The sequence below is a fragment of the Micromonospora sp. IBSANI012 genome, from assembly GCF_052814045.1.
This window is the reverse complement of the sequence record NZ_CP199933.1, coordinates 1,312,555-1,328,693: the sequence shown is the minus strand read 5'-3', so window position 1 is coordinate 1,328,693 and position 16,139 is coordinate 1,312,555. Positions and strand designations below refer to the sequence as shown.

6 protein-coding genes are annotated in these 16,139 nt (G+C 67.8%); 1 reads left to right on the top strand and 5 read right to left on the bottom strand.

Annotated elements, in window-relative coordinates:
- Positions 1-492: 492 nt before the first annotated feature.
- Positions 493-2,247, bottom strand: a complete 1,755-nt coding sequence (gene ctaD, locus ACTWM8_RS06285; RefSeq protein WP_446212983.1) for an aa3-type cytochrome oxidase subunit I — start codon at positions 2,245-2,247, stop codon at positions 493-495.
- Between the two features lie 130 nt (positions 2,248-2,377).
- On the bottom strand, positions 2,378-3,484 hold the full coding sequence (locus tag ACTWM8_RS06280) for an FAD-dependent monooxygenase (RefSeq protein ID WP_446214480.1): 1,107 nt from the start codon (positions 3,482-3,484) through the stop codon (positions 2,378-2,380).
- 409 nt (positions 3,485-3,893) lie between these two features.
- Between ACTWM8_RS06280 and ACTWM8_RS06275 the strand changes: the two genes are divergently transcribed.
- On the top strand, positions 3,894-5,024 hold the full coding sequence (locus ACTWM8_RS06275; protein ID WP_446212982.1) for a GH12 family glycosyl hydrolase domain-containing protein: 1,131 nt from the start codon (positions 3,894-3,896) through the stop codon (positions 5,022-5,024).
- 138 nt (positions 5,025-5,162) lie between these two features.
- Here ACTWM8_RS06275 and ACTWM8_RS06270 read toward each other — a convergent pair whose 3' ends face one another.
- From ACTWM8_RS06270 to ACTWM8_RS06260, 3 genes are all read right to left on the bottom strand, one after another.
- Positions 5,163-5,657, bottom strand: coding sequence for a hypothetical protein (locus ACTWM8_RS06270; RefSeq protein ID WP_446212981.1), 495 nt, complete (start codon positions 5,655-5,657; stop codon positions 5,163-5,165).
- Positions 5,645-12,493, bottom strand: a complete 6,849-nt coding sequence (locus ACTWM8_RS06265) for a polymorphic toxin-type HINT domain-containing protein (protein WP_446212980.1) — start codon at positions 12,491-12,493, stop codon at positions 5,645-5,647. Before ACTWM8_RS06265 ends, ACTWM8_RS06270 begins: the two co-directional genes overlap by 13 nt.
- An 80-nt stretch (positions 12,494-12,573) precedes the next feature.
- The gene (locus tag ACTWM8_RS06260) at positions 12,574-16,119 is read right to left on the bottom strand and encodes a LamG-like jellyroll fold domain-containing protein (protein WP_446212979.1); all 3,546 of its coding nucleotides are present in this window, start codon (positions 16,117-16,119) and stop codon (positions 12,574-12,576) included.
- Positions 16,120-16,139: the final 20 nt, after the last annotated feature.

The following is a 16,139-nucleotide window of genomic DNA, read 5'->3' as shown; positions in this document are numbered from 1 at the left end:
CGGACACATAGCCGATGAGCGATATACCTGAGAGGCATATTTATGCCTCTCAGGTATATCGCTCACGAGCGCATCCGCTTCCCGGCGGGCGTGACGGTCCGCGATCCACCGATGTCGCCGTCGCCAGCGCGCCGGGGTCGAGCCGGACGAACGGTTCGCGACGCGGCGGCCGGCGCGCCAGGAGAGCCGGACCCGGAACCGAGGCGGACGCCGCCGCCCAGACCGGACCGGCCAAACCGAGCGCCACTCAGGCCGGACCGGCAACCGAGCGCCGCCAGATCGGAACGCCACGGCCGAGCCGGTCGGAGCCGGAACGGCGACGGGCGCCGCCCAGACCGAAACGCCACGACCGACGCCGGCACGACCCGGAGAGGCAACCGAGCGCCGCCCAGACCGGAAGACGCCACGACCGACCCCGGTCCGCCCGAAACGGCGACGAGCGCCGTACCCCTGGTGGGGTGCGGCGCCCGTCGTCGTGTCGCGTGCGGCGCGTCAGCGGTCGACGTTGCTCGCGGTGTCCTCGCGATAGCTGGCACCACCGTCGGACTCGCTGGTGAGCGGCTTGGAGCCGCCCTCCGGCGGACCGGCCAGGCTGTGGCCGGCGGCCAGCTCCGGGAACTTGTAGTCGAAGGCCGGCCGCTCGGAGCGGATCCGCGGCATCCGGTCGAAGTTGCGCAGGGGCGGCGGGGAGGTGGTCGCCCACTCCAGCGAGTTGCCGTGGCCCCACGGGTCCTCGACCTCGACCACCGGGCCGGTCTTGTACGACTTCCAGCAGTTCCAGATGAACGGCAGGGTCGAGATACCGGTGATGAACGCGCCGATCGTGGAGATCGTGTTCAGCGTGGTGAAGCCGTCGCTGGGCAGGTAGTCGGCGTACCGACGCGGCATGCCCTCGTTGCCCAGCCAGTGCTGCACCAGGAACGTGGTGTGGAAGCCGATCATCGTCAGCCAGAAGTGAATCTTGCCGAGCCGCTCGTCGAGCATCCGGCCGAACATCTTCGGGAACCAGAAGTAGATGCCGGCGAAGACGGCGAACACGATCGTGCCGAAGAGCACGTAGTGGAAGTGCGCCACCACGAAGTACGAGTCATGCAGGTGGAAGTCGAGCGGCGGGCTGGCCAGCAGCACACCGGTGAGACCACCGAAGAGGAAGGTCACCAGGAAGCCGATCGAGAAGAGCATCGGCGTCTCGAAGGTGATCTGGCCCCGCCACATGGTGCCGATCCAGTTGAAGAACTTCATACCGGTGGGCACGGCGATCAGGTAGCTCAGGAAGCTGAAGAACGGCAGCAGGACCTGGCCGGTGCCGAACATGTGGTGCGCCCAGACGCTCATCGACAGCGCGGCGATGGCGATGGTCGCGGCGACCAGACCCTTGTAGCCGAAGATCGGCTTACGGGAGAAGACCGGGATGACCTCGCTGATGATGCCGAAGAACGGCAGCGCGATGATGTACACCTCTGGGTGGCCGAAGAACCAGAACAGGTGCTGCCAGAGCATCGGCCCGCCGGTGGCCGGGTCGTACACGTGGGCGCCCATCAGCCGGTCGGCGGCGAGCGCGAAGAGCGCGGCGGCCAGCAGCGGGAAGACCAGGATCGCCAGCAGGCTGGTGACCAGCATGTTCCAGGTGAAGATCGGCATCCGGAACATGGTCATGCCCGGGGCCCGCAGGGTCAGGATCGTGGTGATCAGGTTGACCGCGCCGAGGATCGTGCCCAGACCGGAGATGGCCAGGCCGACGACCCACATGTTGGCGCCGACGCCCGGCGAGTGCTCGACGGTGCTCAGCGGGGTGTAGGCGGTCCAGCCGAAGTCGGCGGCGCCACCCGGGCTGATGAAGCCGGCCGTCGCCATGGTGCCACCGAAGAGGTAGAGCCAGTAGGCGAAGGCGTTGAGCCGGGGGAAGGAGACGTCAGGGGCGCCGATCTGCAGCGGCACGACGTAGTTCGCGAAGGCGAACACGATCGGCGTCGCGAAGAACAGCAGCATGATCGTGCCGTGCATCGTGAACAGCTGGTTGTACTGCTCGGGCGACAGGAACTGCAGGCCCGGCCGCGCCAGCTCGGCACGCATGATCAGGGCCATCAGGCCGCCGATCATGAAGAACACGAACGCGGTGACCATGTACATGATCCCGATCTGCTTCGCGTCCGTGGTGCGCAGCAGCCGCGCGATGGCCGACCCCTTGACCGGCTCTCGGACCGGCCATGGCCGGGTCACGACCGGCTTGGGTGCGACGGTGGTCACGAATGGCCTCCGGTTCTCGGTTGTCCCGCTCGGCACGCGCATGTCATCTGCGAGCCGTCATCCGCAAGGAGGATAGTCCCCGGCAGGTGGGTGCGCCGCTCGGGGTGGTGCGGCAGGATGGAGGGCCGTTCTACAGCGGGTCGACCAGCAGCCGGTAGTGCTCGCGGAAGATTCGACCGCCGCGCCCGCGCAGCAGCGGGTCGCGCAGCGCCGGCGGCACGTCCCGGGTCCGGTTGCGGTCGCGGGTCCGGTCCCGCACCCATCGGGTACGCGGGCGGCGGCGACTCTCGTACGCCACCAGCGCCGCCTCGACGCTGCCGGCCGCGGTCAGCGACTCGGCGAGCACCACCGCGTCCTCCAGCGCCATCGCCGCGCCCTGGCTCAGGGTCGGCGCGGTGGCGTGGGCGGCGTCGCCGACGAGCAGCACCCGCCCGCGGTGCCAGCGGCCCAGCTCGACCTCGTCGGTGAGCCCCACCTGGACGTCGCGCAGCGCGTCCAGCACCGCGGGCACCGGCCCGCCGTACTCCCCGAAGAGCTCGCGCAGCCGCGCGCCCGGATCGGCCGGGGCGACCGTGCCGGCCTCGTCGGCGTAGCAGTACAGCCGGCCCGCGCCGATCGGCACCACCAGGAAGCCGGCCCGCTGCCCGAGCAGGGCCGTCCAGTCGGTGACCTCCGGACCGTCGCGCACCACGCCCCGGTAGACCACCTGACCGGCAGGGCGGGGCGGCCCGCCGAGCGCGGCCAGGGAACGCACCGCCGAACGGGGCCCGTCGGCGCCTATCACCAGGTCGTACTCGCCGCCGGTGCCGTCGGTGAAGGTGACCCCGACGCCGGCCGGCAGCAGCTCGACGGCGCTGACCTCGGCGCCGTGCCGCACCGCGCCGCCGGCGCCGCTGAGCAGCACCTGGTAGAGGTCGCGCCGGAGCAGCGCCCGGCACTCGCCGACGCCGGACCAGAGCGCGTCGAGATCCACCTCACAGAGCGGCTCGCCCGCCGCGTCCAGGAAGCGCTGGCGGTGGATCACCTGGCCGAGCCGGCGGACCGGGCCGTCCAGGTCGAGCCGGCGCAGCGCGCGGTCGGCGTTGCCGGGGAGATAGAGACCGGTGTCGACCAGCTCGTTCGGGGGCAGCTTCTCGGTGACGTCCGGCCGGAAACCCGCCATCCGCAGCGCCCGGGCGACGGCCAGACCGGCGATGCCCGCGCCGACGACGAGGATGCGCAGGGGGGAGCCACCCATGGTGGTGTACGCCTCCGGAGGGGGGATCGGCACGCGTTGGAGGCAAGACACTACTCCGCGCGATCGACACACGGTAGGCCTGATCGGCCCTGGCGGTCCCGCTCCTCGGACCCACGCTCCCATTCGTGTAAGGGATTCACGTCACCGCCCGGCCGACCCGCCATCCCCCGGCACGCCGACGCCTTCCAACCCCCGGCTGAGCTGCGGCTTCGCCCGCTTTGCCAGGGCGCGATGCGGAAGCGGCGTGGAGGTTCCACCGCATCCCCCTCCGCCGTCCGGGGGCGGGTTCGGGGAGGGTCCGTTTGCACTCGTGTTGCAGATATGTAAATGTGTCGAATGAATGTGGGAGCGCTCCCGCGCCCCTCCCCGTCCGGTCCGGCGCCCCCACGCCGGCATCCCGAGGAGCATGATGAAACGTCCACTCCGCGCCATCGCCGCCGCCGGCCTGCTGGCCGCCGGATCGCTGGTCGCCGTCGCGCTCGGCGGCACGGCCTCAGCCGACACCCAGATCTGCGAGCAGTTCGGCTCGACCGTGATCCAGAACCGGTACGTCGTGCAGAACAACCGCTGGGGCACCACCGCCCAGCAGTGCATCAACGTCACCAGCACCGGCTTCGAGATCACCACCCAGAACGGCAGCAACCCCACCAACGGCGCCCCCACCGCGTACCCGTCGGTCTTCTTCGGCTGCCACTACACCAACTGCTCCCCCGGCACCAACCTGCCGATCCAGGTCAGCCAGATCAGCAGCGCCACCAGCAGCATCACCTACAAGTACGTCAGCGGGGCCAGCTACAACGCCTCGTACGACATCTGGCTCGACCCCACGCCGAAGAAGGACGGGGTGAACCAGATGGAAATCATGATCTGGCTCAACCGCCAGGGCTCGATCCAGCCGATCGGCTCGCCGGTCGAGACGACCACACTGGTCGGCCGAACCTGGGAGGTCTGGCGGGGCAGCAACGGCTCCAACAACGTCATCTCGTACGTCGCGCCGTCGCCGATCACGAGCATGAACTTCAGCGTCCTCGACTTCATCAACGACGTGAAGAACCGCGGCGCGATCACCAGCAGCTGGTACCTGACGAGCATCCAGGCAGGCTTCGAGCCGTGGCAGGGCGGTGCCGGGCTCGGGGTGACCTCCTTCGCCGCCAGCGTCAACGGCGGTGGCTCCACCACCCCGCCCACCACGCCGCCGCCGACCACCACTCCGCCGACGGGTAGCGGGTGCGCGGTGAAGTACACGCCAAACGCGTGGAACAACGGCTTCACCGCCGATGTGACGATCACCAACACCGGCTCCAGCACCATCAACGGGTGGAACCTGACCTACAACCTGCCGGCGGGGCAGCAGGTCACCAACGCCTGGAACGCGACCGTCACGCAGAGCGGGTCCACGGTGAGCGCGCGGAACGTCGGCTTCAACGGGTCCATCGCGCCCGGGGGTACCGCGAACTTCGGGTATCAGGGGACGTTGAGTGGGGCGTACTCGTCGCCGACGAGTTTCTCGCTCAACGGGGTCACCTGCTCACGGGGCTGACGTCTTCTGGGTAGGGATGAAGGGGAGGCGACCGCGCGGTCGCCCCCTCATTTCTGCGCTACTCAGCCGACTTGTCGGAGAATGGGAAGGGACGCGACCATTCGTCGCGCCCCTTCCCGACTCCGTCGCCCTCGGGCCTCAGCCGCCGGCCATGCGATTTCTTAGCATGTTCCAAATACTTGAGCTGAAGCTGTCCTGATCTGGTGCCCCATGAGAGACCAAAGTGACCGCTGTCGCTTCCAGCAGAAGCAGATCAGTGTCCTCCCAGCTCGAAAACCCTTCCGTCGCCTCACCAGAGGTCCGGACGACATTGACCCCCAACGAGAGGTTCTTCCGGCACTCGTAGAAGATCGCGAAGGGCCCAGCTCCGTCAGACATGGCTGAATACCCCTCAAGCTCCCAGTGATCATCCATGCGAGCGTCTCTCGCGAAGGTCATCTCCCCCTTCATTGGGAAGTCGGCGGCATTTCCGAAGGAAGCAATTTGGGCGCAACTCTTCGAATCCATTAAGGTAATCAGCGCAGAGGGCCACATCTCACGCATGTCCCGCGTGAACTGCGCGAGGCCGTCGCGCGCGTCGCGAGAGACGATCATGAGGGTGTCAACGCCTGTTAGATCCATCAGCCCGGCCAATCGGCAGTCTTGCCTGCATACTGCACGGCACTCCGGGGCACCGTCAGGTCCTGCGGCGAATAGTACACGTACTCGCCGCGCCCACCCGTGAGTTTCTTCACCTTCGATTTGGGGACGGTGATCTCGAAGACGTACTCCGACTTCGCCTTCGTGAGCCCCAACTTCTTGAAGCCGTTGGGACCTCTGGCAGCCACCGCCCTAGGACTCTGCGGCGTGAAGTATGAGCCGGTGCCGTTCTTGGCATTTCCCGCCTTGAAGGTCAGGTTCTGGCCCCCGGCACGGATCTTGTTGTAATTCTCCTTCGTGGTGTAGTGGTAAAGAGTGATATTGCAGTTGTGGACCAGGACCGAGGGGGCGTCAGACTCGACGGCCACAAAGTAGGAGTGGATCGAGTCGACCGTTAGGTCGTACATCGTCTTCAGACCGACATACGATTTAACGGTCATCACGGAGACGGCAGCACCGGTCGCATCAATGAGCCGCTCACCGACGGTCAAGTCGGCTGCGTCCACCCATTCACGCCTGTCCTGACTCCAGAACGGGTGGTGTTGAGTGGTCTTGTATACCCGAGCAGGACCACCCCCGGCCGACACGACAAGGTCAGTCAGGTCGGAGTCTTGATTTATGTGTGTGGCGACGACGTCTTGCGTCGAGACTTGGCCGGTCTCGGGATCCTTCGCCAACACCCTGTCGCCGGTGTCGATCTCCTCAATCGGCCGCTTCGAACCATCAGCGAGCAGCACCAGGGTGCCCGGGGCGAAACTGTGCAGTTCGCACTTGCTAGCGGCACGGAGTTCCTTGACGCCGTCTACAAGCTTGCCGAGCAACCCCCAAACTTTTTGGCCAAGTTCCTTTGCCTTGGCCCACTTCCAGGGCGCCGCGTACTTGCGAGCGAACTTCGCCACCATGCCGCCGACGAACGACGTCGCGACGTTGATCGCCGTCTCGATGCACCCGCCGAGGTCGCCCTTGGTGAAGCAGTTGAGCGCATCGGTGATACCCAGCTCGTCCATGGCGACCTTGGCCAGCATCTTCGCCGCTTCGAGCATGATCGCCTTGGCCTTGGCGATCCGTGCCTGCCGTGCGCGTTCGGCGGCTGCCGCGGCAGCTGCCGCGTCATCATCCCCGCCACCCCCCGTTGCACGGGGGTGGTTCTCGTTCGGCGCGTGCGGGTCGTAGGCACCCGAGCACCCATGGCAGCCATCGTTGTGACCAGGAACATCGTGGTAGTTGCCCTGGAGGTCGACGTAGTCGGCGCCGGGGCCACAGGCGTCATCGGAGCATGCGCGCAGGCCATCAGGGTCGGAGAACGCTACCGGGTTGTTGTTGGCGTAGGCATACCCGTGCATCTGCTGCGGATCTTTGACATCGATGACCGGGTCCAGCGAGATGAACCGACCGATCGCCGGGTCGTACTCGCGGGCTCCGATGTTCACGAGCCCCGTGCTGGCGTCCTGGTTACCGTTGACGAATCCCTTCTCTGTCGGCCACTGCCCTGGTGTCAAGGGGTTGCCGCGCGATTCGCCGAACGGCGTACTCCGCCGGTGGACGATGGCGCCCGTCTCGTCGACCACCGCTTGGCCGGTTCCGTGGTGGTCCGGCGCGACATAGTGGAGGCCGTTCAACTTCCGAACGAGCGTGCCACCGCCTGGAACCGGGTAATAGCGGGTTGCATCGGTCGAGTGGGTGGCGGTGTTGAGCCGAATTTCCATGCCCGGCAGATAGAGGGTTGTGGTACCTGGCTCCTTGCGGAGCATCCGGGAGCCATCGACGTCGTACACGAAGCTGGTCGTCTTGCTGTTGGCGGTAACGGACTCCAGGTTGCCCTCGGCGTCCCAGACGAGGCTCTGATCCTCGCCCACCTTGCTGCGCTTCTTGGTGTTGCCGGCGTCGTCGTACTCGTAGCTGTGGAGACGCTCTCCGGACGGAGTCTTCTCCGTCATCTTGCTGACCGTGTGCGGCTTTGCCTGACCCGCAAGCGGGTACTCGTAGCTCCGCTCGAGGAGCGACGCGCCGTCCGACGCGTATTGGGTCTCGCTCTTGCGGTTGCCGACCGCGTCGTACTGGTAGTAGTGGTGGTAGGGGGCAACTCCCCCCACTCCGGTCGTGGACGGGCCACCGGCGCACGGGTCGGTGGTGGCGCTGGCCGAGGTCCAGGCCCGCTCCAGCCGACGCAGGTAGTCGTACGTGAAGCACTGCACGTCCTGCGCCCCGGACGGGGTGTCCGCGATCTGCGTGATGTTGCCCGCATCGTCGTAGGTGTAGCGGGCGTCGATGTCGATGACCGGGGCGCCGCTGCGGTCGAGCCGCACGTGGCTCAGCCGCTTGGAGCCCCGCTCGTATTCATACGTCGACCAGGCCTTCTTCGCGCCGAGCTGCACCTCCGACTGGAGCACCTCACCGGTGGCCGCGTAGGCGACGTCGGTGACGTAGGCGGCGTCGCCCGTGGTGCCCTTCAGCCGCTCCAAGCTGTCGTACGTGTATGCGATCGACTCGAACGGCAAGCCGCCACCGTCCGACATAGCCACCGTCTGCACGGTTCCGTCGAAGTTGTACTCCGTGCCGAAGGTGTACATGCCCGCCAGCTCGGCACCCGCGCCGTCCGGAACCTGGTAGTAGCTGGCATGCGGCCGGTAGAACTCGTCGTAGGTGCCGTAGTACGTGACGTAGTCGCCGTCCGCTGTGTGCCTGGTCGTCGAGGAGATCTCGCCCAGCATCTCCAGGTCGTAGGTCCAGGAACTCAGCAACTGACCAGTGCCGGGATCAGCACCCTTGTACACCGCAGTCTTCCGGCCGATGGCGTCATACCGGTAGCTGACTGATTCGCCAACGCCGTTGGTGCTGACCGTGAGCTGGTCCAAGTCGTCGTACTTGAAGTACGAGCGGCCCGCATCGGGGTCGATCGTCTCAACCTTGCGGCCGCGCTGGTCGTACTTGTTCTCCCAGAGATTGCCCAGGGGGTCCTTGACCGTCGCGAGCTGGCCGTCCCGGGTGTACGTGTACTCGGTCTTGTCGAAAGCCCCGGTGGGACTGCCGCCCTTGTACTGGAGCATCTCGGTGACCTGCCCCAGAGCATTCATGACCGACGTCTCGGGGGTGTCACCCTGCGGTGGGTCGACAGAAACCCGGTCACCGCCGTAGGTGGTGGTGGTCCGCCACTTCTCGACGCCGGCGTCCGCGAATACCTCAGCAATCACCCGATCCGCACCGTCGTAGACGTAGAGCGTCTGGGCGTTGGTGTCGGCGGGACGGGCAGGGTAGATCACGTCCGTGGGAGACCCCGCCGCCTGGTACGTCTCGTACGTCCGGTCGAGCTGCCCGGTCGGGGTGTAGAAGGTGTCGGCGATGATCCTGGTGCCGTCCGGGCCCTCGGTCTGGATCTGGCGAGGGCGCAGCAGGCTGTCGTAGAGCTGGTACTCGACGCTGTAGTTGCCGTCGTTCTGCCGCTTCTCGGTCTTGACCGCGACCGGCTTGTCGGTACGGATCAGGTACGTGTACTTGATGCTCGGCGGCAGGCCGGTGGTCCCGGTGTTGTCCGGCAGCCACACCTTCGACAGCCGGCCCAGCGGGTCGTACTCCAGGATGCTCTTCATCCCGTTGGGGTCGACCTGCTGGATCGGGCTGCCCCAGGCCGGGGCGTAGTTGGTGACCGTCTCGTGCTGGAGCGGGCTCTTCTCCTTGACCTGCGTGGTGAGGCCGTTGGTCTCGACGTAGCTGCTCGTGGTGACCGAACCCGCCGCGTCGGTCGCCGTCAGCGGCCGGCCGTAGCCGTCGAAGGTGCCCTCCGCGACCCGGACGTAGGTGGCAGTGGTGCCGTCGTGCTTGGACAGCCGCTCGGTGCGCGTCGGGTTGCCGGAGCTCTTCGACTTCCCGAGGGCCTGCCCGTCGTAGTACGTGCGGTCGTCGGTGATCACCTGCGTGGCCCGACTCGGCGTCGCCGAGCACTTCACCGAGACCGACTCGACCCGGGACACCAGGTTCTTCAGGAAGAACGGCTTGTTGTCGCTGTAGGTGGTGGCGTCGGTGACGTAGCTGGTGCGCGTGCACGCCTCGTCGCCGGTGAGGTCGACGTCACCCTCGTTCTCGGTCTGGTACGCCTGCCCGTAGGTGGTGTCGTAGCTCGTGGTGGTCTTCGTCTGCCGCCAGCCGCCGGCCGCGAGCGCCGTGTAGTCCCGGGTGGAGGCGGTGTTGACGAAGTACGCGCCCCGGGTGCCCCAGGTGTGGGTCTCGCTGCCCGTGCTGTACCGCCACGGCGTGGTGATCGTCTTGCTGATCTCGTTGGTGCCGTCGAACGTCTTGCTCTCGTACTGGAAGCCGGAGACCTCGTCGTGGTCGGTGTAGGTGCCGCCCGTCGAGTCGGTGATCGTCACCGTCCGGGTCCCGCCGTCCGGGTCCTTGTCCCCGTGCATGCCCCGCAGGTAGCGGTACTCGGCCTTGGTGGTCTGCGTCTGCCCGCTGCCCTGGGTCACCTGCACCCGGCCGTAGCCGCGCCAGTCGCTCCAGGTGAGGTCCTTCGGGTCGGTGATGCCGTCCTCGTCGGCGTGCCGCCAGGCTGCGCCGTCGAGGTAGTCGTACTTGGTCACCATGTCGGGAGAGCGGGCCGTCCGGTCCGTCTCGATGACGGCGCTGACCACGTACTTGTGGAACCAGTCGGTGATCGGGTCCCCGCTGCCGAGCGGGTTCCACTTGACCGGGTAGCAGCGGCGGGTGCTTTTGCCCTCGGTCGGCAGGTTGCCCTCGGCGCAGTCGGGCGTCGCGTAGTTGACGTCGATCTGCGCGCCCGTGTCGGTGTAGACGGTGGCCAGCCGGAACCGGATCAGCGGCGCGATGAAGTCGCCGGTCTTGTCGATCCGGTTGGGCAACTGGAGGCCGGCGAGTTCCACGCTCGGCATGGCGGCGCTGCCGCCGACCAGGCCGGTGTGGGTGATCTTGTTGAGCCAGAGGGTGCGGCTGCCGTCACCGTTGTCGGTGAGCAGGTGGTCGAGCTTCCAGTTGTCGACCCCGGTCCAGCCGCTGGCACCCCGGATCTCCGAGGTGATGCCGACCAGGCGCTTCCGGGTCCAGAAGGTCGGGGTGATCTGGTCGGTCTTGCACTTGGTGTCCTTGGCGCAGTTGCGGTCCCACGGGACGTCCGGCCAGTACGGCGCGGTGGTGGTGGTCAGGTCCTGCGGGTCGCAGTCGATGGTCCCGCTGGGCAGGCAGCGCTCCGCGGTGTCGAAGCGCACCCGGGCCGGGGCGTTGGTGGAGTAGACCTGGCCGTCCTTCTGGCCGTAGTCGATCCGCTTCAGCCAGCCGGCGCGGTGGTACTCGATCCCGTTGAGGTCGGTGCGGTTGCCGCGGGCGTACCAGTTGCTCTCCCGCCCGTAGAAGTAGGACGTGACGTTGCCGTAGCGGTCCTTGACGTAGTCGAGGCTCCACCGCCACGCCTGGTTGCAGTGGGAGTCGGCGAACGCCGTCTTGTTGCACGGCTCGTTGACGTCGTCGCCGTAGACCGGGACGGTCCAGGTCGATCCGGTCTCCTCCTTGCCGGTGGTCCACCCGGGCAGGCGGTTGAGACCGAAGTAGTACTCCGTGCCGCCGGTGGTGGTGACCCGCCAGTACTCGCCGTCGTTGTCGTCGTTGCTGGCACCGGCGAGCTTCTCGACCTTCGAACCGTCGTCCGAGCTGAACTTCCAGCCGCTGGCGGTCTTGATCAGCTCGGTCGACTTGCCGTTCAGCAGGATGGTGGCGTTCTCGTACGCCCAGCACTGGTCGGCGACCTCGTTGTGGCCGTCGTCGGCGCAGGCCTTGTAGCGGCGCTCGATGTGACCCGGCTCGTAGCTGAAGCCCTCACCGATCCAGGAGCCCTGGTTGTTGGTGGTCGAGGTCCGGCCGTCCACCGACTGGGACGAGTAGGCCAGGGTGACGCCCGGCCCGCCGCCACCGGGAACCGGCGGCGTCCGCAGCGGGTACGACCAGGAGAACCCGCCGGTGGACGGGGCGACCGACCACTTCGACGAGGGAGCGAGCTTCGTCGCGCCGTAGTTGCCCTGGGAGGAGGAGTCGCCGGCGGTCAACGCGTAGATGCTGCCGGTGCCCGCCGTGGCGGTCACCCGGGCCGAGGCGGTCCGCGCCTCACCGTTGTTGACGGTAGGCAGCGCCTCGCCGGCGCAGCTCTGCTTCTCCGGCGTGGTCAGGGCGCACTCGGGCAGCCGGACGAGCCGGAGCCGGCTGCCGAAGTCACCGCCGAAGGCTCCGGCCAGGCCGTCGTACCCGAGGGCGAGCTGGACGTCACCGGCCGCCTGCTGGCCGTCGGCACGGGCCACCCGCACGACCGGGCCGTCGACCTTTGCCCGCTCGGCGGCCTTGCGGTCCAGGACCTCGACCCGGACCTTGCCCGGTGCCGGCGGCTCCGCGACCTTCCGGGACGCGGTTGCCGCCTTCGCCGGGGCGGTCGGAGCCGCCACCGACACCGTCAGGCCACCCGCCTTGGCGGTGGCGGCTGGGCCGGCCGCCGGGGCGACGGCCCGACCGGCGGCGGAGGCGGGTGCGGACGAGGACGGCGGCACGCTGATCTCGGTGGCGCCGGCGGCCGGCCAGGTGACCGTCGCCGGCTTGGTGGTGGCCGCCGCCTCGGCGGCGTCGGGCTTGACCGGCTTGGCCGGAAGCGGGTCCCGCTTGGGCAGGACCTTGTTCGAGTCGGTGGCGGTCGGACGGGTGCGCCCCTGGGCCGCGGCGGCGGGAGCGGAGGTCACCTGGACGAAGCTCAGGCTCAGCACGCCGGCCATCGCCCAGGACACCGGTCGCTTGATCCGGCGTTGGAACACGCCGGACGCGACCAATTGTCGGGAGAACATCAACCCTCCACGGGTGGTCGGGGAAAGTGGGCAGGAGCCGCCGGGCCGCCCTCGACAGGGCGGCCCGACGGCCCGTGCGATCAGAGGTTGGGCTGTTCCTTGACGGTGATGTTGAGCCGCTGGAGCAGGATCTTGTCGGCCACACCGTTGTAGACGCGGACATCGTCGATGGCTCCGGAGAAGTGCTCCCGGGGCTGGTCGTCGATGAAGGCGCGGCCGAGCTGCAGACCGCCGGTCGCGTTGAACGGCACGGACAGCTGAGCGGAACTGACCACGGTGGCGTTCACGTAGAGCAGGAACTCTCGCGTGTAGCCGTTGTAGACCAGGGCGACCAGGTCACCCTTGGTGACGGTCTTCGGCGCCTGCTGCGTCGGGTACGTCTCGACGGTCGCGCCCGGCGCGTCACTCGCCGGCACGGCGAGCTCCCACACACCGTCCACGTTGCAGCGGACGATGACCGAGCTGTGGTGGGCACCCTTCTGGGAGAAGAGGGTCATCGGGGTGCCCTTGCAGTTGCTGGTCATCCGGGCACGGGCGGTGATGGTGAAGCTCCCCGCCATGTCGGCGTTGGTCGTGGTGCTGGCGTAGCTGCCCGACTGGCCCGTGAGCCGCAGGTGACCGGCACCGAGCAGCGGAGCGGTCGGCGGGAAGGTGCTCTTGTAGATCGCCGCGCCGGAGGAGAGGGTCATCGCCGCCTTGTTGTCGTACTCGGGGCTGACCAGACCCGATTCGCCGTTCAGCTGCCAGTACGCGGTGCGGTTGATGGCCGTCTGCTTGAGCCCGGTCACCTCCGAGGCGAGGATGGGCCGGTCGAACAGGGCGACGTCGGCCATTTCCCCGGCAAAGTTGTCGGTGTAACCGCCCTTGACCACGCGCCGGCCGAACTGCAACGCACCGCGTGCCTTCACCACCGAGCGACGGTCCCCGGTGACCAGGTCACCCCCGTTCACCAGCAGCGACATCTTCTTGGTGGCCGCGTCGTAGGACGCCGTCAGGTAGGTCCAGTTCGCCGTCGCGAAGACTGTCGAGGTGACCTTCCATTCGTGCAGCGACACCACGTCGTTGCTGGCCATGCTGAAGAACCAGCGCCCCGAGTCGACGCCCAGGCTGAAGCCCGGCTCACCCGTGCCGTCCTGGCTGACCGCGACCTGCCGCAGGGCGGGGTCCCGGGTCTTCAACCACGCCGACACCGTGAAGCTGCCGGAGGTGTCCAGGATTCCGGTGTCGGTGGTGGCGAGGTAGGCGTTCCCGTCGCCGTCGAACATCGCCGCGGTGTCGAACTGCCCGCCCGGGCCGTAGAAACCGAACATGACACCACTACCGGGGTAGGCCTTGTGCCCGCCGAGGGAGTCCTCCGCGTAGTTCGATCCGTCGACCTCGGAGAACGACCACTGGGCCACCGGCGGCCGCTTGCCGACCCGGAAGATGCAGGAGGCGGGGGCGCTGCCCAGGCCGGCCTTGTCGACGGCCATGACCTGCAGCGTCCAGACCCCTTCCTTGGTCGGCGTCCACTGGATCGTCGACGCACCGCCGGCGACCGCCGGCTTGATGCTGTTGGTGGGCGACGGGTTGGTGTTGAAGCCCCAGCGGTACTCGACCACGTCGGTGGCGGCGGAGTCGAAGGTGAAACTGGTCTGCATGCCCAGCTTCTCGTGCCACTCCTCGTCCGTCTTGCACTCGGTCGAACCGCCGTCGGTGGCGTCGAGCGGCAGGAAGTCCGGCGAGTCCACGTCCGGCGGAGCAGGCGCCTTCGTGTCGTAGCTGAACTGACAGGTGTTACGGGTTCCGTCGGAGCTCCACGGTCCCCAACTGGTGTTGTCGCTCGCCCGGACGTCCCAAAAGATCGGAATGCCCTCCTGCGGGATGTCGGACGGCACCTTGTAACTGAAGATCGATCCGCTGGCCTTCAGCAACGTCTGATAGGTCCGCACGGTGTCGACCGTGGCACCCGTCGGTCGCCAGGTCACCCGGAACTCGGCCTTGATCTGCTCGGTGTGGGCCGACGAGTGGTCGGGGTCACGGAGCACCGCCGAGAGCGTCGGGATCGACGGGATGACCGGAGCACCGGAGCCGTAGACGCAGGCACCACCGGGGTTCATGGTCAGTTCCGACTGGTTGGCGATCAGCGGCGCCCGGTTGTAACGCACCGACAGCACGGCGTTGTCACAGAACCGCTTGCTGTGCTGGTAATTGCCCTCGTTCTCGGCCTTCAGGCCGAGGGTGACGTTGCCCCAGCCGTTGGTGGCGGCGATCTGCACCGCCTCCTTGGCGTTCCAGCTCGCGTTCTGGTTGGTCGAGGTGCAGGTCGACTGGGTGCTGCTCGGCGCCTTCGTGTCCAGCCAGTTGGCACCCGTGCTCCAGCTGGACCCACCCGGCTGGTTGCTCCAGTTCGTCGACGAGCTGATGGTCTTCGGCAGGAGGTAGAGCTGGGCGTCCTGCGGGGTGGAGTTCCAGGCGTGCTGCAGGGTGACCCGGAACTCGGCACTGAGGATGGTCTTACCGGAGTACGGCGTGGACAACGTGTAGATGACCCTCTTGACCTTCGAGCTGTTGCACGACTCGGGGCACAGGCCGATCCGCTCGTGCCGCTTGCCGTCGAACTTCCAGTACTCCTCGTTGGGGTAACCGCTGTCGACCATCGCCCACGAGCTGTTGGTGGTCGCCTGCCACACCGGGTCGAGGTAGACCGGCCAGTTGGTGTCCGGGTCGGCCAGCATCGCGGCGTCGGGGGTGAGAGTCAGCGCGCCGTTGGCGTAGTCCAGGCCCATCGGCGCGACCGTCGAGGTGTCCTCCGGGCCGCGCGCCGTCTCCAGGTCGGTCTCACCGCCAGCGACGGTGTCGGCGGTCGACTCGGCGGCCAGCGTTCCGGAAGCCGTCTTGGCGGAGGCGGTGGTGGCCGGGGGGGTGCTCTCCTCACCGGTGGGCGTCCCGTTGTCCCACATGGTCGGGGCGTCGGCTTCCAGGACCGGGTTGCCGGTCGCGGGGTCGAGAGCGACGACGCCGCCGTCTTCCGTCTCCTGGATGGTGAGGTTCTGGCCGGTGACCCCGAGCTTCAGGCCCTGAAGTTCGGGAGTGTTCGCCGCCTCGGGGGTCTTCAGCACGATGACGTGCGAGAAGCCCTCCACCGTCATGTTCATCACGAGGTCGACGTCCGGGAAGACCTCGGGATAGACGGCCTGGTCGCCGTTGAGCACCGGCGCGGGCAGCGCGTACGGCCAGGTGAGGGTCATCACCTGCTCGTCCTTGCGGACCACCAGCAGCGGATCCGTGCCGCCGACGGAGATCCGCATGTCGATGAGCGCCGCCCTCGGGGTGATCGTCCCGTCGACGTTCTGCACCAGGGTGGCGTCGGTGGGCACCCACGTCTCGCCCTGGATGACCCGCACCGGCTGGTTGTGCTCATTGGCGATCAACGTGCCGTCCGGCTGGGCGAAGACGTCCCGGTACTCGGTACGGAACGCGAGCACCTCGACCGGCTGGTTGAGCGACGCGGCCGCGAGGATCGCCTCGGCCTCGGTGTCCCGGACCGGGCTCTCCTCCACCGCGGCGACCGGTGCCGGCACCGGACCCGTCGCGCGCTGCTCGACGTACGCCGTGCTCGACAGCAGGCCGGCGAGTCCGACCATGAGACCGATCGTGAAGAGCC

What these genes read in the sequence shown, in the direction of transcription:
- ACTWM8_RS06280 (WP_446214480.1), bottom strand. Translation starts at nt 3,484, where the DNA reads ATGGGTGGCTCCCCCCTGCGCATCCTCGTCGTCGGCGCGGGCATCGCC.
- ACTWM8_RS06275 (WP_446212982.1), top strand. Translation starts at nt 3,894, where the DNA reads ATGAAACGTCCACTCCGCGCCATCGCCGCCGCCGGCCTGCTGGCCGCC.
- ACTWM8_RS06265 (WP_446212980.1), bottom strand. Translation starts at nt 12,493, where the DNA reads ATGTTCTCCCGACAATTGGTCGCGTCCGGCGTGTTCCAACGCCGGATC.
- ACTWM8_RS06260 (WP_446212979.1), bottom strand. Translation starts at nt 16,119, where the DNA reads ATGGTCGGACTCGCCGGCCTGCTGTCGAGCACGGCGTACGTCGAGCAG.